The sequence below is a fragment of the Paramagnetospirillum marisnigri genome (assembly GCF_001650715.1).
Taxonomy (GTDB): Bacteria; Pseudomonadota; Alphaproteobacteria; order Rhodospirillales; family Magnetospirillaceae; genus Phaeospirillum; species Phaeospirillum marisnigri.
In genome coordinates this window covers 252,778-270,336 of record NZ_LWQT01000077.1, presented here as the reverse complement: position 1 = coordinate 270,336, position 17,559 = coordinate 252,778, and the positions used below count along the sequence as shown (strand labels likewise).

The window sequence follows — 17,559 nt, the reverse complement described above, 5'->3', positions numbered from 1 at the left end:
TCACCTTCAGGCGGCTCGACTTTCCTGTTTACCTTGCTGACACCTGAGTAAACCCGTTTGGTTGACGATGCCTATTCATCGTGCCATTCGTTATGGCCATGCTTTTTGTAGGGGGGCACATGAACAAGACCGAATTGATCGCCGCCGTCGCCGATGGTGCCAACATGACCAAGGCCGACGCGGGCAATGCCATTGACGCTGTTTTTGCAGCCATCACTACCGCCATGAAGTCCGGCGATGATGTGCGTCTGGTTGGCTTTGGAACTTTCTCAGTTTCTGCCCGTCCTGCACGTGAAGGCAGGAATCCGCAGACTGGCAAGACCCTCACCATCGCGGCCAGCAAGTCTGCCAAATTCACCGCCGGAAAGAGCCTTAAGGACACCATCAATGGCCGATGACATCAAGGCTCTGACGACCAAGATCGTGGTCGCCTACTTGGGTGGCACCGCCTTGGCAGCCACTGAAATCCCAAGCCTGATCAAGTCCGTTTATTCGACTTTAGCCGCTACGGACAACCCTGCTTCAGCACCGGCTGAACGGCAGCAACCTGCCGTTTCTGTGAAGCGGTCGGTGACCCCAGATTACATTGTCTGTTTGGAATGCGGTGATCGGCAGAAGATGCTCAAGCGACACCTCACGACTGGGCATGGGCTGACCGCTGACGAGTACCGGGCCAAGTGGTCTTTGCCCAAGGATTACCCTCTCGTCGCCCCGGAATATGCTGCACGCCGATCCGAACTCGCCAAGGCAGCGGGGCTTGGCTTCACGCGGAAGAATCGTCGGCCCAAATCAGCCACCTGATGAACAGGGAAGGGATCGCCATGCCGCCACGTAAGAGTTCCAAGCCCGCAACCGCCCCCAAGCCTGCCAAGGTCGCCAAGAAGGCTGGCCGGTCTACCAGAGGTCGCTTGGACGATGGCAGTGCCAATCCCATTGATGTCCATGTCGGTGCCCGAATTCGGCTTCGCCGGACCCTGCTGGGCATGAGCCAGGAGAGGCTTGGTGAATGTCTGGGGCTGACCTTCCAGCAGGTCCAAAAATACGAGCGTGGAGCCAATCGGGTGGGGGCTTCGAGGCTGTTCGACCTGTCCCGCGTTCTGGATGTTCGCGTCGGCTATTTTTTCGAAGAAATCTCTGTGACTGCCCAGGCAGCATCGCCGGTCGAAGTGATCCGGGGCAATGTCACCAAGTCAGTTGATGTCCCCGACGATGATCCGATGACGAAGCGGGAAACTCTCGAATTGGTACGGGCCTATTTCAGCATCAATGACCACAAGGTCAGGGATCAGGTTCTGGCGATGGCAAAGGCTCTGGGCGGTGCCAAATAATGGGGGGCTTGGCGGAACATCATGCTGCTCTGGAAATTCCCTAAAGCTTCAGGACTATCTCGTCTGCAATCGCCCTGATCGACCGACCTTCCTTTTCGATCAACCCCGCAGCGGCCAGGGCGTCCACATCTTCATAGACGTTTTTATAATCTCGACCGAGTTGCCGGGCGAGTTCTGCAACTGATGTCGTGGGGTGCTCCCGAAGGAAGCGAACCATTTCCAATCGCTTCGGCGTAACGTGACGGAGAAAAGCCTCCATAGACTCGAATGTCACGTTGAGTTCGGGTTCACCGATTTTTCCATGTTCGGCGTTATGCCATGCCGCGATCACTCTCTTGCCCATGTCATCAAGAGGATCGCTATGCCCGTTGCCGATGGAAACATTGATCCGGTTCAATTTGCCCTCCGCCGTCTGACATCGGCCTTAAAATCCTCAATCAACTGCTCAATGGTGGAGAATGAGTACGCAGTCTCATCGCCATCAAGATGCCGGTGATCGCCCTTTCCAGCCTCGTTGTCGTAGCCGACGATCCGCCTTCCGTCTCGACCGTAGAACAGCGAGTACTTGAAACCATGGCCGCTGCCTTGAACCTGCATCGGCACTGCCCAGACTCTCATCTCAACGATGGACCCATCGTCGTAGACCGCCTTGGTGTGGAGAATAAGGGTCGCCTTCATCCGATCCTCAGAACCATATCAGATTTATGGTATCCACGGCCATAGATTGCTGCGGGCTGATGCATCTAATCGCCCATCATTGCAGATGCCAATCCTTCTGCAATGTCGTGATTCGCCTTGAGCTTGGTTTTCCGGGCAATCTTGTTGTAGTGGATTCTGGTGACCTCCGGGCTTGAGTGCCCAACTGCCTTCGAGACCGTCTCAAGGCTAATCTTCAAGTCATCAATGGCGAACGTAATCCATGATCGGCGAAGATCGTGGATGTTCACATGGGGCAAGCCAGCTTCCTTTCGGACATCACACCATACTTCGTCAACTGAGGTGATGTGTAATTCCGGGGCCGTGGAACGAGCAAAAAGCCACTTTGAGTTTTTCGGGATTCGGCCAAGCAGTTCCTGAACGGGTTCCGTGATCACGATTTGCTTGATCTTCGGCTTGCGACGCCGTGAATTTCCTTTGTCAGTCACATGAATATATCCATCTTTTATGGCATCCCACTGCATTGACAACACCTCCATTTTTCGGGCGGCTGTGAAAATAATCATTTCGATTGCCAGATACATTGATGGGTTGTTTTGAGGGTTTGCTGCTCGATGGGCAATGAGGGCTTTGTATAGCTCTCTATATTCATTTTCATCGATCACAACATCTCTTGATTTCTTCTCGTTCATCTCAACTTTAAATGTTGGGTTGCTGTTCATCGGCAGAATTTTTGGGATACACCAGTTCCAGGCGGATCGAAGGTAGCCAACGGCATTGTTGCCATTCCCTTCTCCCGATGTCTCCGTCACATGATCGAGTAGCTTCTGGCAGTCATCTTGGGTGACATCCTTCCATGGCTTAGTTCCCATGAATGGACGCACATAATTTTTATACATTGCTCTGTAGGAACGCTGCGTGTTTGCTCCTTTTTTCTCAATATGATTTGCCATGTACAAATCAAGTATATCATTTATAGTGATACACTTTCTGTCATCCTGCTTATCTTTAGCGGGGTCGCCGCCCAGAGTTACTTTCGCCAACACTTCTTTCGCTCTGGTTCGAGCTTGCTCAATGGTCAGCACTCGCACATCTGAAAGTGTCATGCGTCGATCTACGCCATACGAGTTGCGGTACTGAACGACATAGCTCCTGTGCCCATTGGGGGTGACCTTGACGCCAAACCCCGGCAGAGTTTCATCCCAGTAGATTCTGTCAGTGCATTGCGGCACGAGGTTGCGAAGAGCGGTGGTGGTTAGGCGAATTTTAGGCACAGTGGATTCCTTCGACGTGTTAGGCTTTGCTCATCCAAAGAAATGGCGGATTTCCGCCTTTCTTATTCGAATGTCGGCAGCCTTTTCGGGAAAGCAACCGGTAAGCAGCGAAGTACACTCGTGTACGTTATGTTGGTGTTGTGTTCTGTATGCATTCTCAGTTAAGCCCCCCGTTAGGACATTGAAATTGAGAAAAAAACAATAAAATCAATGGTGTGCGATTGGGGTTGACGAAATCATCCGCCAATGCCAATTGTCACCCTCCATGGTGTCCTGGGTGCTGCTGGAACTGGAATTGGCAGGCCGTCTGGATCGCCATCCCGGCAATCGGGTCTCGCTGCTGATGGGCTGAGATTGCCGAGAGTCAAAGATGTGATCGGAAGCGGATGAAAGTCGTCGTCGTCGAGTCTCCGGCCAAGGCCAAGACCATCAACAAATACCTGGGCAGCGACTTTCATGTGCTGGCCTCGTTCGGCCATATCCGCGATCTGCCGCCCAAGGACGGCTCGGTGAGGCCCGAGGAGGGCTTCGCCATGGACTGGGAGACCGACCCCAAGTCCGAACGCCACGTCAAGGAAATCGCCGCCGCCGTCAAGGGCGCGGAAAAACTGTTCCTGGCCACCGACCCGGATCGCGAGGGCGAGGCCATCTCCTGGCATGTGAAGAAGGTGCTGGAGGACCGCAAGGCGTTGAAGGGCGTCGAGGTCAAGCGGGTGGTGTTCAACGAGATCACCAAGACCGCCGTACTCGACGCCATGAAGAAGCCGCGCGACATCGACCAGGAACTGGTGGACGCCTATCTGGCGCGGCGCGCCCTGGACTATCTGGTGGGCTTCACTCTGTCGCCGGTACTGTGGCGCAAGCTGCCGGGCTCGCGCTCGGCCGGACGGGTGCAGTCGGTGGCGCTGCGCCTGATCTGCGAGCGCGAATCCGAGATCGAGGCCTTCCGGGCGCGGGAATACTGGACCATCGCCGCCGATTTCCAGACGCCCAAGGGCGCGGTGCTGGGGGCGTCGCTGACCCATCTCGACGGGGTCAAACTGGACAAGTTCGACTTAGGGAACGAGGCCGCCGCCCGCGACGCGGAGAAGAAGGTGGCCGCCGCCAGCTACTCCGTGTCCAAGGTCGAGCGCAAGCGCACCAAGCGCAATCCGTTTCCGCCCTTCACCACCTCGACCCTGCAGCAGGAAGCCAGCCGCAAGCTGTATTTCGGCGCCCAGCGCACCATGCAACTGGCCCAGCGCCTGTATGAAGGCGTCGATATCGGCGGCGAGACCGTGGGTCTGATCACCTATATGCGAACCGACGGCGTCCAGATGGCGGCCGAGGCCATCGCCGGGGCCAGGGACGTCATCGGCCGCGAATTCGGCAAGGCCTATGTGCCGGAAGCGCCGCGCCTGTACAAGACCAAGGCCAAGAACGCCCAGGAGGCCCACGAGGCCATCCGCCCCACCGATCTGGCCCGCAAGCCCGAGGATGTGGCCCGCTATCTCGACAAGGACCATCTGCGGCTGTACGAACTGATCTGGAAGCGCACCATCGCCAGCCAGATGGCCTCGGCCGAGCTGGATCAGGTGGCGGTGGACATCGCCAGCGCCGACCGCCAGATCATCCTGCGCGCCACCGGCTCGGTGGTGGTGTTCGACGGCTTCATGAAGGTCTACCAGGAAGACCGCGACGATTCCGACGACGACGAGGCCGAGAAGCTGCTGCCCGACGTGGCCGAGGCCGACGCCATGCTCCGCCGCTCGCTCAAGGCCGAGCAGCACTTCACCCAGCCGCCGCCGCGTTTTTCGGAAGCCAGCCTGGTCAAGCGCATGGAAGAGCTGGGCATCGGCCGCCCTTCCACCTATGCCTCCATCCTGGGCGTGCTGCAGGACCGCAATTACGTCAAGTTGGACGCAAGGCGCTTCATCCCCGAGGATCGCGGCCGTCTGGTCACCGCCTTCCTGGAAAGCTTCTTCGGCCGCTACGTGGAATACAATTTCACCGCCGAGCTGGAAAACCAGCTCGACGATATTTCCGGCGGCCGCATCGACTGGAAGACGGTGCTGGATCAGTTCTGGAAGGCGTTTTCCGGCTCGGTGGACGAGACCAAGGACCTGCGGGTGACCCAGGTGCTGGATGCGCTCGATCAGTTGCTGGGGCCGCATTTCTTCCCCGATGACGGTTCGGGCAAGGACCCGCGCGTCTGCCCCACCTGCTCGTCGGGGCGGCTGTCGCTGAAGCTGGGCAAGTTCGGCGCCTTCATCGGCTGCTCGGCCTATCCCGAATGCCGCTTCACCCGGCCGCTGACCACCGGCGAATCGGGGGGCGAGGACGAGGTTCGCGAAGGCCCCAAGGAGCTGGGCAACGATCCGGTGTCCGGCCATCCCGTGACGCTACGCAAGGGGCCTTACGGCTATTACGTCCAGTTGGGCGACGAGAGCACCCTGAAGGCCGAGCCGGTTCCCGAGCCCCAGCCCGAGGCGCCGCCCGCCAAGGGCAAGAAACCGGCCAAGCCCAAGGCGCCGAAGGCTCCCAAGGCGCCCAAGCCCAAGCGGGTCTCGCTCTACAAGGGGCTGGAACCCGCCGATGTCACCCTGGACGTGGCCTGCCAGTTGCTGGCCTTGCCGCGCGAGGTGGGGCCGCATCCCGAGACCAAGCTGATGATCAAGGCCGGTGTCGGCAAGTTCGGCCCCTATCTGATGTATGATGGCGGCTACAAGTCGCTGGCCAAGGGCGACGACGTGCTGACCATCGGCATGAACCGGGCGGTGGAACTGCTGGCCCAGGCCAAGGGCCGCTCGGCCGCCGCGCCGCTCAAGACCCTGGGCGAGGTGGACGGCAAGCCGGTGACTGTGCACGAGGGCAAGTACGGCCCCTATGTCTCGCGCGACGGCGTCCACGCCACCCTGCCCAAGGATACCACCCCCGATAGCGTGACCCTGGAAGCGGCCATGGCCCTGATCACGGCGCGGGCCGCCGCCAAGGGCGGCAAGGCCCCGGCCAGGAAGACCTCCGCCGCCAAGACAACGGCAGCCAAGAAGCCTGCCGCCAAGAAACCCGCTGCCAAGAAGGCTCCGGCGAAGACCAAGGCGGCAAAATAGGTCCGATGGCCCCCCTCCCGACCTCCCCCCATGCGGGGCACGGGGGGAGGGGTCGTTACGAGCGAGACAAAGATGAAGCCCGCCAATTCCATCCTGTCCTCCTTCGGCACCACCATCTTCGAAACCATGTCGCGCCTCGCCCAGGCCCATGGCGCCGTCAATCTGGGCCAGGGCTTCCCCGAAGGTCTGGAATCGTCCGAGGTCATCGCCAAGGCGGCCGAGGCGCTGGTGAACGGCCCCAACCAGTATCCCTCCATGATGGGGACGCCCGAACTGCGCCAGGCCATCGCCGCCCATGACAAGCGGTTCTACGGCCTGGAGCTCGACCCCATGGCCGAGGTGATGGTGACCTCGGGCGCCACCGAGGCGCTGGCATCGTGCCTGTTCGGCCTGATCGAGCCGGGCGACGAGGTGGTGTTGATCGAGCCGCTGTATGATTCCTACCTGCCCATCATCCGCCGCGCCGGGGGTATCCCAAAGCTGGTGCGCGTCGCGCCGCCCCATTGGGACTTGCCGCGCGAGGCCCTGGCCGCCGCCTTTTCCCATAAGACCAAGCTGATCATCATCAACAGCCCGATGAATCCGGCGGGCAAGGTGTGGGATGCCGAGGAACTGGCCTTCCTGGCCGGGCTGCTGGAGCGCCATGACGCCTATGCCGTCTGTGACGAGGTCTACGAGCATCTGGTCTATGACCAGCGCCGCCATATCCCGCTGATGACCCTGCCCGGCATGCGGGAGCGCTGCCTGAAGATCGGCTCGGCGGGCAAGATATTCTCGCTGACGGGCTGGAAGGTGGGCTGGGTGATCGCCGCGCCCGCCTTGCTGCAGCCGGTGGCCAAGGCCCATCAGTACCTCACCTTCACCACGCCGCCCAATCTCCAGACGGCGGTGGCCTTCGGACTGGGGTTGGGCGACGACTATTATGGCGGATTGCGGGCGCTGTTGCAGGCCAGGCGCGACCATCTCGCCGAGGGTCTGTCCCGGGTGGGGTTCGAGGTACTGGCCACCGGGGGCAGCTACTTCATCTCGGCCGATTTCCGCCCGCTGGGCTATAACGGCTCGGACGAGGATTTCTGCCGCATGATCACCGAGAAGGCCGGAGTGGCGGCCATTCCGGTCAGCGCCTTCTACCAGGCCAAGGATGTCAGCCATTTCGCCCGCTTCTGCTTCGCCAAGACCGATGCCGCCATCGATCAGGCGGTGGATCGGCTGGGGCGATACTTCGGCACTTGACGGGACCACCGGGTATTCGCTAAAAGTGCGCCCTCCGGTGGCGGGTGTAGCTCAGTTGGTTAGAGCGCCAGTTTGTGGTACTGGATGTCGTCGGTTCGATTCCGATCACTCGCCCCATCCCCCTTCTTTTGAAATATTCAATGTCGGTGTGGCGTCCGCCTGCCCGGACCGTTAGTATCCGGCGCGCAACGGTTCAGGACCCAGGCGCATGAGTTATCCCGACATCCATGCCCCCAATTCCATCTGGAAGGGGCGGCGCAATACCCTGAAAAGCCATCTGAAATTCGAATACCGCGCCTGGTTCGGCGAGACCTTCCTCAAGGACTTTCCCCCCGAACCGCCGATTCCCGGGCCGAGATACCTGAATATCGGCAGCGGCGAGAAGCCGACCGAGGGCTTCGTCAATGCCGACTTCTACAAGACCCGCCTGTTCGCCAAGTGGCGGCGCAAGGACAAGAAGTTCGATCCCAACTGGATGGTGGATCTGCGTCGGCCGTTGAAATGTGGCGATGGCCATTTCGACGGCATCTTCACCGAACATGTGATCGAGCACATGCAGCCCATGGAAGCCCTGGTCCTGCTGCGGGAGCTGCATCGCATCCTGAAGCCGGGCGGGGTGCTGCGCCTGATCGTGCCCGATGCTGATATCTATGTGCGGGCCTATCTGGGCGAGGTGCCCCAGGACTTTCCCTTCGCCGACGTGCAGGACCGCACTGACATCCTGGCCCAGCTCACCCAGGAACACGGCCATCAAAGCATCTGGAATGCCGAGATCATGGCCAAGGTGCTGGCGGCGGCGGGGTTCGCCCAGGTGGAGAAGGCGGCCTTCCGCCAGGGACGTAATCCCGACCTGCTGCGCGACAACCAGATGTACGAATGCCATTCGCTCTACATGGAAGCGGTGAAATAGCCCCCATGAAGCGTGTGCTGACCATCCTGGCGGTCAATCTGGGCCTGTTGCTGCTGGCGGCCCTGGCGGCCGAGCTGATCTTCGGCTCCTGGCTGTCCTCGGATCCCATCCATAAGCTGGCCCTGGCCCGTGACACCCGCCACGACGTGACCGCCGAGGGCCTGTATCCCGGCGGAACGAAATTCGTCTATCGCCGCGATCATTGGGGCTTTCGCGGTCCCGACTTCGACCCGAAGACAGTGGAGGTGGTCAGCCTGGGCGGCAGCACCACCAACCAGCTCTATCTGCCCGAGGAGGCCACCTGGCAGGCGGTGATGGCCAGCGCCTTCGCTGCCAGCGGCCGGTCGCTGGCCATCGTCAATGCGGGCATCGACGGCCAAAGCACGGTGGGCCATCTGGTGGCGGTGGAGTCCTGGCTGGCCCATGTGCCGGGGCTGAGGCCCAGGCTGGTGCTGGTCTATGTCGGCATCAACGACACCTTTGTCGGCGGCAATGTCATCGACCAGATGAAGCATTCCAGCCGCTTCAAGTGGCTGTCGCAGAACAGTGCCCTGCTGCGGCTGTGGCAGTCGGCGCTGGGGGCGGTCAAGGCGCGCAAGGCCCGCCTCAACCATCACGCCTTCGATTTCGCCGCCGCCAGTTGGACTACCGAAGGCGCCTCGCGGCCCGAGCTTGATCCCGACCCAGCCGCCTATCCCGGCCGCCTGCGCCTGCTGGCCGAACGTATCCGCGCCTTGGGGGCCGAGCCGGTCTTCGTCACCCAGGCGCGCGGCGACTGGCGGGTCAGGGATGGCCGGGGCGAGGGCGTGGCCGCCAGCCACGACGTCAACGGCGTCCTGCTCAACGGTGTCGACCATCACCGCCGTCTGGCCCGGATCAACGCCCTGACCCTTGAGGTTTGCCGCGAGACCGGCACCACCTGCCTGGATATGGCCGGCGAGATCGGCTTCCAGGACGGGGATTTCTACGACGGCGCCCATAACACGCCCCAGGGCGCCGAGCGTATCGGCCGCTATCTGTTCGAGAAGCTACGGTCACACCCCGCCCTGGCGCGCTGATCAGCCGCCATGGGTGCTCTTGGCCCGCTGCGCCGCCCGGGCATCCTCGGGGGAGTAGGCGCTTCCCTGCCACAGCAGGGTATAGGCGATCTCCTCGTTGCCGTTCTCGCACAGCTCCAGCACCTGCTGGAACAGCGGCTGGAAGGTGGGGCTGCGATGCGAGGCCTCATGCTCCTCGAAGCTGCGCCAGAAGGTGACGATCAGCGCCTCGCGCCCGGCCAGCGGGCTGGCCACCGCCTGGCCCACGGTGGAGCCCTCGTTGGAGATGCGCCCCGAATTCAGGCAGACGAACCCACCGATGAAGCCGGTCTCGGAATGCCAGGTCTTGACGTTCTCGCACAGCATCGCCACCCGCTCCTCCAGATCATCGACGGTATAGCCTTGGCGCAGCACCACCCGGTTTACCGTGATCACGCCATCGGAATTGAACCCTTCGATCATCATGGCCGCTCTCCACTCTAAATATTCGTTGATTCTAATATGTGTGCGACCGTGACGGTTTCAAGGGTGCAACGCGCCCATGACAGGTGGTGCCGAGCCTGCTAGGCTTCATGGGGGGAGAGATGCGGTAGTGGAGGACGAGATGACGGAAGCGGGTTGTCGGCAACCGGGAACGGTCTGGGCAGGGCATCCGTTGCTGACGGCGCGGCTGCGGCTGCGGCCGCTGACCATCCACGATGCCGAGCCGCTGGTGGCCCTGCTCAATGATTGGGACGTGGTGCGGCTGACCGCCGCCATTCCCCATCCCTATGGCCTGGACGACGCCAAGCGTTTCATCAATGACCAGGAAGTCCGCCGCATCGAGGGCAAGGGCGTCGCCCTGGGCCTGGAGCGAACCACCGACAATCTGCTGGTCGGCGTGATCGGCTTCGGGCTGGAGCGTAATGGCGAGCCGGAACTGGGCTATTGGCTCGGCAAGGCCTTCTGGAACCAGGGCTATGCCACCGAGGCCATCCGCCGACTGCTCCGCCATCTGTTCGACACCCTGGGCTTCCACCGGGTCTGGGCCTCGTTCCATCCCGACAACGAGGCATCCAAGCGGGTGCTGGAAAAGGCCGGGCTGAACTATTACGGCGTCGATACCTGCCCCATGCCCGCCCGTGGCCAAAGCGTCATCGCCCCGGTCTTTCACCTGAAAAAGGCGGAATGGCAGATGGCGCGTTCCACCCGGACCACGCTGCTGGTGGTGGCCGCCGCCCTGGTGGACCATGACGGCCGGGTGCTGATGGCGTCGCGGCCCACCGGCAAGGACATGGCCGGGCTGTGGGAGTTTCCCGGCGGCAAGGTCCATGAGGGTGAAACCCCCGAGGCCGCGCTGATCCGTGAATTGCAGGAGGAACTGGGCATCGATGTCACCGAAAGCTGCCTGGCGCCGGTGGCCTTCGCTTCCCACGACTATGACACCTTCCATCTGCTGATGCCGCTTTACGTGGTGCGGGTATGGAAAGGCACCCCCGCCGCCCGCGAGGGCCAGGAGTTGCGCTGGGTGCGGGCCGCCCGGCTGGCCGACCTGCCCACGCCGCCCGCCGATATTCCGCTGTTCGCGCTGTTGCGGGAATGGGTATGAGCACCGCCGCCGTCCTGGTCATCGGCAATGAAATCCTCTCGGGCCGCACCCGCGACGCCAATGTCGCCTATCTGGGGGCGGAACTGGCGGGGCTGGGCATCACCCTGGCCGAGGTCCGCATGGTCCGGGACGATACCGACGCCATTGTCGAGGCGTTGAACCATCTGCGGCGGACCTTCACCTATGTCTTCACCAGCGGCGGCATCGGTCCCACCCATGACGACATCACCGCCGCCGCCGTGGCGGCCGCCTTCGGCGTGGCGTTGGAGCGCGACCCCGAGGCGGTCGGTCTGCTGGCCGTCCGTTACGGCGCCGAGGATCTCAACGCGGCGCGGCTCAAGATGGCGGATGTCCCCAAGGGGGCCACGCTCATTGCCAACCCGGTCAGCCAGGCCCCCGGCTTCCGGGTCGAGAACGTCTTCGTGCTGGCCGGGGTGCCGCGCATCCTCCAGGCCATGTTCGACGGGCTGAAGGGCAGCCTGGTGGGCGGGCCGCCGCAACAGTCGCGCTCCATCACCCTGGCCGTGCGGGAAGGCGATCTGGCCGATGGTCTGGCCCTGATCCAGGCCGCCCATCCCGAGACCGAGATCGGCTCCTACCCCTCGTTCACCGAAGGGCGTTCACTGGTGACGGTGGTGGCACGCGGCATCCATGGCACACGACTGGACGAGGCCCTGGCCGAGACCCGGGCCTTGGCCAAACGTCTGGGTGCCCCCGTGCTTGATCCCTGAATCCTCGATCCCTGAGGGCCATGATGACGCCGCAGGAAAAGGAACCGCTGAAATTCCTGGGGCAGCACCTGATCTACGGCGTGGCAGCCGCCATCGCCTTTGGCCTTGCCGTTTTGGCCACCGATCTGTCCCATATCCGCACCATGCTGATGGAAACCAATAATCCCGGCCTGGTGCTGGCCCTGATGTTCTTCGGCCTGATCGTGACCTTCGGCAGCGTCGCCATGGGCGTCGGCATCATGAGCCTGGCCAGCGATGATGATGAAGGGGACCAGGATTCCGGTCCGTCATGATCCGAGCTTGCCCGGCAGGCTTTTCCTCCGGCCCGGCAGAAATTGCCGCCATCGTCCCGGGGATGCCTCCTCTCCCCAGCGGCCTCTGGAAAATTTTCATTTAATATCAGTGACGTAGTTAGGTTGGCCCGAGTTGGCCCGGCCCTTGCTGAGGGTAAGGCGCAACCATCCCATTCGCGGGGACCTGACCATGACCGTGCAATCCATCGACAAGCGCCTGGTAGCCGAGGCCAACATGACCTCCGTCACCACCGACAAGACCCAGCCGACGGTTTCGGTGGAGGACGCATTCGTCTCCCTGCTGGCGCAGACCAACCAGCGCTATGGCGCCAAGACCGCCGATGCCTCGACGCCCGGCAAGGTCCTGGCCCAGCACTTCAATCGCAAGGCGGCCGAGACCAAGGCCGACAAGGCGCAGCCGACCCGTGACGAGGCTCCGGCCGAGCGCGCCCCCGCCGCCAAGGAAACCCGTGCCGCCGCCAAGGCCGACAAGGCGCGTCCGGCCCAGGCCGCCGCGCCTGCCGCCAAGCCCGCGCCCAAGGATGATGCCCCCACCGCCAGCGCGCCGGTTTCCGATGAGGACGGCAAGACCGTTGCCGCCGCCGACGACAACGCCCCGCGCTCCGATGCCGATCAGGGTGATGCCCAGACCGCCGGTCAGGGCAATGCCAAGGCCGAGGCCCAGCAGGTGGAAGCCAGTGCCGTGGCGGTGCAGCAGCAGGTGGTGGTCGAAATCGACATTACGGTCGAGGAGACGGTCGAGGTGGTTGCCCTCGATGCGTCCGCTCCCGTGGCGGCCGATGCCGACGCCGATGCCGGTGATGATGGCCTGGACCTCGACGCCGTCACCAAGGGTCCGCTGGCCGGACTGAGCAAGGATGACCGCAAGCGCGTCCACGATCTGGAAAAGCGCATCGTCGCCGATCTGGACAGCGGCGACGTGAACGATGCCCTGGATGCCGCCACCGAACTGGTCAGCCAGTTGATCGACAAGGCCGGGCAGCAGAAGACCGCCGACGCCCAGGTCGTGCAGCAGGATCGCGACCTGTTCGACACCATGCGCGAGCAGATCAATGACCTGTCCCAGCGCCTGGCCGGAACCGACTCCCATCTCGACATTAAGGTCCAGGTCAACCAGACCGCGACCGATGCCGGTGCCGAGGTTTCCGCCGTGGACTCCACCTTGTTCCAGGTGGCGGCCGAGACCGAGCAGATGGCGGGCGACGCCGCCCGGCACGGCCCCCAGCAGCAGGGACCCCGTCTGGCCGATACCGCCGCCACCGCCCAGCTTGCCACCCAGGCCAATACTGCCGTCGAGCAGACGGTCGACGATCTGCGCACCTTCAGCGCCGTGCTGGCCGCCCAGGTGGAAGCCGCCGCCCAGGATACCAAGGCGGCGCCGGAACAGCGTTCGGTGACTGGCCTGGCCGCCATCGGCCAGACCCAGGCCGCCGAGAAGAGCTCATCCGCCCAGGCGGCCCAGGCGCCGCGCGCGCCGAGGGTTCCCCTGCAGCAGCAGGTGATGGAACAGGTCAGCGTCCAGATCGACAAGGCGGTCAAGGACGGCGCCGACACCGTCAAGATCCAGCTCAAGCCGCTGGAACTGGGCCGCATCGAGATCAAGCTGGAAGTGGTCGACGGCCGGGTTTCCGCCACCGTCACCGCCGACAAGCCCGAAACCCTGGCCCTGCTCCAGAAGGACTCCAAGGGCCTGGAAAAGGCGCTGGAAGATGCCGGTCTCAGCCCCGAGGCCAATGCCACCAGCTTCTCATTGCGCAACGGCGAACAGCAGAACACGGCTGATCGCGGTCAGCAGGGTCGTCGCGGGCGTGGCCACGCACAGGGCGGCAGTGATGCCGACCTGCCGGTGATCGACTCCGCCCAGGCTGCCCAGCCGCGCCGCTCCGGCGGTCGCGTCGGCGTCGATATTTCGGTTTAAGGAGAGCTGCCATGACCACCGTCGATACCAGCGCCTCCGCCGCCGCCTCCGCCGCCGCCGCTTCGTCCACCAGCAAGTCCACGGCCGCCAAGGCGACGCTTGGGACCAACTTCAACACCTTCCTGAACATGCTCACCACCCAGTTGAAGCATCAGGACCCGTTGTCGCCCATGGACTCGACCCAGTTCACCAACCAGCTGGTGCAGTTCTCCAGCGTCGAGCAGCAGATCAATGCCAATTCCAACCTGGAAAAGCTGATCAGCCTGCAGACCGCCACCCAGACCGCCCAGGCCATCGCCTATGTGGGCCAGACGGTGGAAGTGGCCGGATCGACCCTGCCCATGCAGGGTGGCACGGCGCCGTTCTCCTATACCCTGGACGGCAACGCCTCCAGCGTTGAAATCCAGATCAAGAATTCGTCCGGCAACGTGGTCTTCAAGACCAATGGCGATACCGCCTCGGGCCGCCACGACCTGAAGTGGGACGGCACCAACAGCTCGGGCGAGGCCCAGGGCGACGGGTTGTACACCATCGCCGTGGTGGCCAAGGACAAGGAAGGCAAGGCCATGGCCGCCTCCACCACCGTGACCGGCCTGGTGACCAAGCTGACCAACGACGCCACCAACGGCGCCACCCTCGAACTGGGGGCGGGCGACAAGGGCGCCAAGATCACCGTCACTCCCGACAAGGTTCTTTCGGTGGTGTCCGACACCACCCTGGCCAGCAGCCAGATGGCTGCGGCCAATGCCCAATACCAGGCCGCCATGGCAGCACTGCAGGCGGCTCAGTCCAACACTTCCTCGTCGTCCTCGACGACGACGGCGCAGTAGTTCCTAGGAGGCTGTCATGAGCTTGTACGGCGCATTATTCTCGGGTGTCTCCGGCCTGGCCTCCCAGTCCAGCGCCATGGGTGCCATCTCCGACAACATCACCAACGTCAACACCACCGGCTACAAGGGTGCCAAGGTCAATTTCCAGACCCTGGTCACCAAGCAGGTCTCCATCACCCAGTATTCACCGGGTGGTGTGCAGTCCAAGCCGCGCGCGGGCATCGACGTGCAGGGATTGTTGCAGGCGACCTCGTCCTCCACCGACATCGCGCTGTCGGGCCAGGGCATGTTCGTGGTCAACACCGCCCCCGACTCGGCCACCAGCGGCACCGGCATGTTCGCCTATACCCGCGCCGGGTCGTTCAAGACCGACAATCAGGGCTATTTGACCAATGTGTCCGGCTTCTATCTGCAGGGCTGGCCCCTGGCCGCCACCGATAACAGCTCGAGCGCCCGGCCGACCGAGACCGTGATCGACGGCAACACCTATATGAAGGCCTACAAGGACACTACCGGCAACTACCACTACGTCAACCAGAACACCATCAACGCCACCGAGATGAAGTCGCTGAACCTCAAGACCATCGGCGGCACGGCGGACCCCACTACCCAGGTCAAGATGGGCGCCAACCTGCCGTCCGGCGACGATATCTTCGATCCGTCGGTGGCGGGATCGGGCGGTCTGCATGAATCCAGCGTGCTGATCTATGACTCGCTGGGTGACAGCCACTCCATCAACACCACCTGGATGAAGACCAACGCCAATCAGTGGGATGTGGCCAACAAGACCAATTTCTTCGGTGTCGGCATGTCCATCGCCGATACCACCGCCACCCCGGAAACCTCGGCCACCTTCTCCATCGCCGGCCAGGCCACGGGCGGCAGCTCCACCGTCATCACCGGCAGCAGCTATGCCGGTGGTAACTCCATGGCCTTCTTCGCCAACGGTGTCATCGCCTTCCAGGCCGCCGCCGACGCCGCCGATCTTCCGGCAGGCACCTCCTTCACCGTGGCGGGCGCCGAGGATGCGGCCAATAACGGCACCTTCCTGGTGGATACCGCCTCGACCGCTTCGGGCGCGCCCACCACCATGACGGCGGGCAACATCACCGTGACCCGCAACGGCACCAGCACCACCTATCCCGGCGTCACCCTGGCGGCCGGTTCCTTCACCTTCGGCGGTGCCACCACGCCCACCCTGAACGCGGGCGACATTGTCAAGGTGACCGACTCCACCGGCGTCACCGGCTATTATCAGGTGACCGCCTACGCCGCCACCGTGGCCAGCGTCACCGCCTTGAACTATGTCACCATCGATACCACGCCGTTCCAGATGCAGCGCGGCATCAAGCCGCCATCGGGTGCCGCGGTGCTCGATATCTATGATCCCAGCGGCAATTCCAACGCGGTCTATGCCTCGCAGGCGCGGCTCGACTTCACCGCCGCGTCGCGGGCCGACATCACTGCCATGGACGGCAAGACCTTCACCATCACCCCGTCGGGCACCAGCGTCGCGGTGAAGATCGAGTTCGACACCGATGGCACCAACGACCTGTACGACGCCGGTACCAACCCCACCGGCACCACCAATATCGTCATCGACCTGTCCACCACCTCCTTCACCTCGGGCTCCGACGTGGCCGATCTGGTGGCCAAGGCGCTGAACAACGCCGCCAACTGGGACTCCACCACCAACACCCACCTGGCCAGCACGGCGGTGTCGACCTCCACCAGCGCGGCGATCCCCATGTTCCGCGCCAATGGCGGCACCCTGGAAATCGTGCAGCAGACCTCGGTGGCCGACAGCTACACCTTCGACGTCTCCGGCCTGGGGACCTCCTGCACCCAGTCCCAGACCCGCCAGTGGAACTCGTCCATCCCGTCGGTGGACCGGGTTACCGGCCTGTTCACCCTGCAGCACATCTCCACCTCGCTGGCCACCACCCCCGCCATCAAGTTCAACGGCGACGGCACGCCGCAGACCGTCATGGGCTATGGCAGCACCTCGGGCAGCTCCAGCACCGCGCCGACTCCGCGTATTTCGGTGACCTGGGCCAATGGCGCGCAAAGCATGACCTCGGTGCCCAACGGTACCGGCGCCGACCATCGCATCACCTGGTTCCTGGGCAATACCTCCCAGGCCGACGGCATGACCCAGCTGGGCGGCAACTACCAGATCTCCTACCTGACCCAGAACGGCGCCAAGTTCGGCAATTTCTCGGGTGTTTCGGTGGGCAGCGACGGCGTCGTCACCGCCTTGTTCGACAACGGCGTTCGGCGTCCGGTGTTCCAGATCCCGGTGGCGACCTTCACCAATGTCAACGGCATGGAATCCCTGACAGGCAATTCCTGGATCGAGACCAACTCGTCTGGCACCTACACGCTGCGTGAAGCCAACAAGGCCGGTGCCGGTTCGGTGGCCTCGGCCTCGCTGGAAGCCTCCACGGTGGATATCGGTGCCGAGTTCACCACCATGATCGTGACCCAGCGGGCCTATTCCGCCGCGGCCAAGATCATCACCACCGCCGACCAGATGCTGGACGAACTGGTCCAGATCAAGCGCTAAGTCCTGACATGACCGAACCGCCGATGGCCAGAACGGCCATCGGCGGTTTCGTTTTTGCTATACCCTGCCGCCAGGTGTTGCGCA

Annotated in this window: 17 protein-coding genes, 1 tRNA gene and 2 pseudogenes; 16 read left to right on the top strand and 4 right to left on the bottom strand. The window is 62.9% G+C overall.

From position 1 onward, the window contains the following. Positions 1-119: 119 nt before the first annotated feature. From A6A04_RS15645 to A6A04_RS15635, 3 genes are read left to right on the top strand one after another with little or no spacing between them, the layout of a single operon-like run. A complete protein-coding gene (locus A6A04_RS15645; protein WP_068494496.1) occupies positions 120-398 on the top strand; it encodes an HU family DNA-binding protein in 279 nt (92 codons plus the stop codon). Continuing rightward, positions 388-801: a MucR family transcriptional regulator gene (locus tag A6A04_RS15640; RefSeq protein ID WP_068494494.1), complete on the top strand. Its 414-nt coding sequence runs from the start codon at positions 388-390 to the stop codon at positions 799-801. The genes A6A04_RS15645 and A6A04_RS15640 overlap by 11 nt, the downstream gene beginning before the upstream one ends. 20 nt (positions 802-821) lie before the next feature. Continuing rightward, entirely contained in the window at positions 822-1,328 is a 507-nt protein-coding gene (locus A6A04_RS15635) for a helix-turn-helix domain-containing protein (protein ID WP_245651230.1), read from the top strand. 40 nt (positions 1,329-1,368) lie between these two features. Here the strand turns inward: A6A04_RS15635 and A6A04_RS15630 are convergent, their stop codons facing one another. The 3 genes from A6A04_RS15630 to A6A04_RS21825 all read right to left on the bottom strand — a co-directional run bounded on the left by A6A04_RS15630 (position 1,369) and on the right by A6A04_RS21825 (position 3,259). After that, on the bottom strand, positions 1,369-1,725 hold the full coding sequence (locus A6A04_RS15630) for an HVO_A0114 family putative DNA-binding protein (RefSeq protein WP_008616589.1): 357 nt from the start codon (positions 1,723-1,725) through the stop codon (positions 1,369-1,371). Beyond that, positions 1,722-2,006, bottom strand: coding sequence for a toxin-antitoxin system TumE family protein (locus tag A6A04_RS15625; RefSeq protein WP_068494492.1), 285 nt, complete (start codon positions 2,004-2,006; stop codon positions 1,722-1,724). Before A6A04_RS15625 ends, A6A04_RS15630 begins: the two co-directional genes overlap by 4 nt. A gap of 65 nt (positions 2,007-2,071) precedes the next feature. Further along, positions 2,072-3,259 carry an integrase family protein gene (locus tag A6A04_RS21825; protein WP_082914968.1) on the bottom strand — a complete coding sequence of 396 codons (1,188 nt, stop codon included), beginning with the start codon at positions 3,257-3,259 and terminating at the stop codon, positions 2,072-2,074. 220 nt (positions 3,260-3,479) lie between these two features. Between A6A04_RS21825 and A6A04_RS22445 the strand changes: the two are divergent. The 6 genes and pseudogenes from A6A04_RS22445 to A6A04_RS15595 all read left to right on the top strand — a co-directional run. Then, positions 3,480-3,611 (top strand): annotated as a pseudogene (locus A6A04_RS22445) (DprA-like winged helix domain-containing protein); the annotation flags it as partial. Between the two features lie 34 nt (positions 3,612-3,645). After that, positions 3,646-6,348 (top strand): type I DNA topoisomerase, encoded by a 2,703-nt coding sequence (topA, locus tag A6A04_RS15615; RefSeq protein ID WP_068494487.1) that lies wholly within the window; start codon positions 3,646-3,648, stop codon positions 6,346-6,348. A gap of 72 nt (positions 6,349-6,420) precedes the next feature. Next, positions 6,421-7,581 carry an aminotransferase gene (locus A6A04_RS15610; protein WP_068494485.1) on the top strand — a complete coding sequence of 387 codons (1,161 nt, stop codon included), beginning with the start codon at positions 6,421-6,423 and terminating at the stop codon, positions 7,579-7,581. A 40-nt stretch (positions 7,582-7,621) separates the two neighbouring features. After that, positions 7,622-7,698: transfer RNA gene (locus A6A04_RS15605), tRNA-His, on the top strand. 91 nt (positions 7,699-7,789) lie between these two features. Continuing rightward, complete coding sequence (locus tag A6A04_RS15600) at positions 7,790-8,491, top strand: class I SAM-dependent methyltransferase (RefSeq protein ID WP_068494483.1); 702 nt, start codon at positions 7,790-7,792, stop codon at positions 8,489-8,491. A 5-nt stretch (positions 8,492-8,496) separates the two neighbouring features. Further along, on the top strand, positions 8,497-9,549 hold the full coding sequence (locus A6A04_RS15595; RefSeq protein ID WP_068494481.1) for an SGNH/GDSL hydrolase family protein: 1,053 nt from the start codon (positions 8,497-8,499) through the stop codon (positions 9,547-9,549). On the opposite strand, the gene A6A04_RS15590 is transcribed toward A6A04_RS15595, so the two are convergent. Continuing rightward, positions 9,550-9,993, bottom strand: a complete 444-nt coding sequence (locus A6A04_RS15590; protein WP_068494479.1) for a ligand-binding protein SH3 — start codon at positions 9,991-9,993, stop codon at positions 9,550-9,552. A 76-nt stretch (positions 9,994-10,069) separates the two neighbouring features. Between A6A04_RS15590 and A6A04_RS23675 the strand changes: the two are divergent. The 7 genes and pseudogenes from A6A04_RS23675 to A6A04_RS15560 form a co-directional block, all read left to right on the top strand. Beyond that, positions 10,070-10,600: pseudogene (locus A6A04_RS23675) on the top strand (GNAT family N-acetyltransferase); the annotation flags it as partial. Between the two features lie 102 nt (positions 10,601-10,702). Continuing rightward, on the top strand, positions 10,703-11,116 hold the full coding sequence (locus tag A6A04_RS23670; RefSeq protein ID WP_456095284.1) for a (deoxy)nucleoside triphosphate pyrophosphohydrolase: 414 nt from the start codon (positions 10,703-10,705) through the stop codon (positions 11,114-11,116). Further along, on the top strand, positions 11,113-11,847 hold the full coding sequence (locus A6A04_RS15580) for a competence/damage-inducible protein A (protein ID WP_068494475.1): 735 nt from the start codon (positions 11,113-11,115) through the stop codon (positions 11,845-11,847). The genes A6A04_RS23670 and A6A04_RS15580 overlap by 4 nt, the downstream gene beginning before the upstream one ends. A 20-nt stretch (positions 11,848-11,867) precedes the next feature. Continuing rightward, positions 11,868-12,140, top strand: coding sequence for a hypothetical protein (locus A6A04_RS15575; RefSeq protein WP_245651229.1), 273 nt, complete (start codon positions 11,868-11,870; stop codon positions 12,138-12,140). Positions 12,141-12,330: 190 nt separating this feature from the next. Beyond that, positions 12,331-14,079: a flagellar hook-length control protein FliK gene (locus A6A04_RS15570; RefSeq protein WP_068494473.1), complete on the top strand. Its 1,749-nt coding sequence runs from the start codon at positions 12,331-12,333 to the stop codon at positions 14,077-14,079. An 11-nt stretch (positions 14,080-14,090) separates the two neighbouring features. Next, positions 14,091-14,909 carry a flagellar hook assembly protein FlgD gene (locus A6A04_RS15565; protein WP_068494471.1) on the top strand — a complete coding sequence of 273 codons (819 nt, stop codon included), beginning with the start codon at positions 14,091-14,093 and terminating at the stop codon, positions 14,907-14,909. 16 nt (positions 14,910-14,925) lie between these two features. Next, the gene (locus A6A04_RS15560; protein WP_068494469.1) at positions 14,926-17,475 is read left to right on the top strand and encodes a flagellar hook-basal body complex protein; all 2,550 of its coding nucleotides are present in this window, start codon (positions 14,926-14,928) and stop codon (positions 17,473-17,475) included. Positions 17,476-17,559: the final 84 nt, after the last annotated feature.

Bases quoted from the DNA above. Each gene is read 5' to 3' on its own strand.
- A6A04_RS15645 (WP_068494496.1), top strand. From the start codon at position 120: ATGAACAAGACCGAATTGATCGCCGCCGTCGCCGATGGTGCCAACATG.
- A6A04_RS15640 (WP_068494494.1), top strand. From the start codon at position 388: ATGGCCGATGACATCAAGGCTCTGACGACCAAGATCGTGGTCGCCTAC.
- A6A04_RS15635 (WP_245651230.1), top strand. From the start codon at position 822: ATGCCGCCACGTAAGAGTTCCAAGCCCGCAACCGCCCCCAAGCCTGCC.
- A6A04_RS15625 (WP_068494492.1), bottom strand. From the start codon at position 2,006: ATGAAGGCGACCCTTATTCTCCACACCAAGGCGGTCTACGACGATGGG.
- topA (WP_068494487.1), top strand. From the start codon at position 3,646: ATGAAAGTCGTCGTCGTCGAGTCTCCGGCCAAGGCCAAGACCATCAAC.
- A6A04_RS15610 (WP_068494485.1), top strand. From the start codon at position 6,421: ATGAAGCCCGCCAATTCCATCCTGTCCTCCTTCGGCACCACCATCTTC.
- A6A04_RS15600 (WP_068494483.1), top strand. From the start codon at position 7,790: ATGAGTTATCCCGACATCCATGCCCCCAATTCCATCTGGAAGGGGCGG.
- A6A04_RS15595 (WP_068494481.1), top strand. From the start codon at position 8,497: ATGAAGCGTGTGCTGACCATCCTGGCGGTCAATCTGGGCCTGTTGCTG.
- A6A04_RS15590 (WP_068494479.1), bottom strand. From the start codon at position 9,993: ATGATGATCGAAGGGTTCAATTCCGATGGCGTGATCACGGTAAACCGG.
- A6A04_RS23670 (WP_456095284.1), top strand. From the start codon at position 10,703: ATGGCGCGTTCCACCCGGACCACGCTGCTGGTGGTGGCCGCCGCCCTG.
- A6A04_RS15580 (WP_068494475.1), top strand. From the start codon at position 11,113: ATGAGCACCGCCGCCGTCCTGGTCATCGGCAATGAAATCCTCTCGGGC.
- A6A04_RS15575 (WP_245651229.1), top strand. From the start codon at position 11,868: ATGATGACGCCGCAGGAAAAGGAACCGCTGAAATTCCTGGGGCAGCAC.
- A6A04_RS15570 (WP_068494473.1), top strand. From the start codon at position 12,331: ATGACCGTGCAATCCATCGACAAGCGCCTGGTAGCCGAGGCCAACATG.
- A6A04_RS15565 (WP_068494471.1), top strand. From the start codon at position 14,091: ATGACCACCGTCGATACCAGCGCCTCCGCCGCCGCCTCCGCCGCCGCC.
- A6A04_RS15560 (WP_068494469.1), top strand. From the start codon at position 14,926: ATGAGCTTGTACGGCGCATTATTCTCGGGTGTCTCCGGCCTGGCCTCC.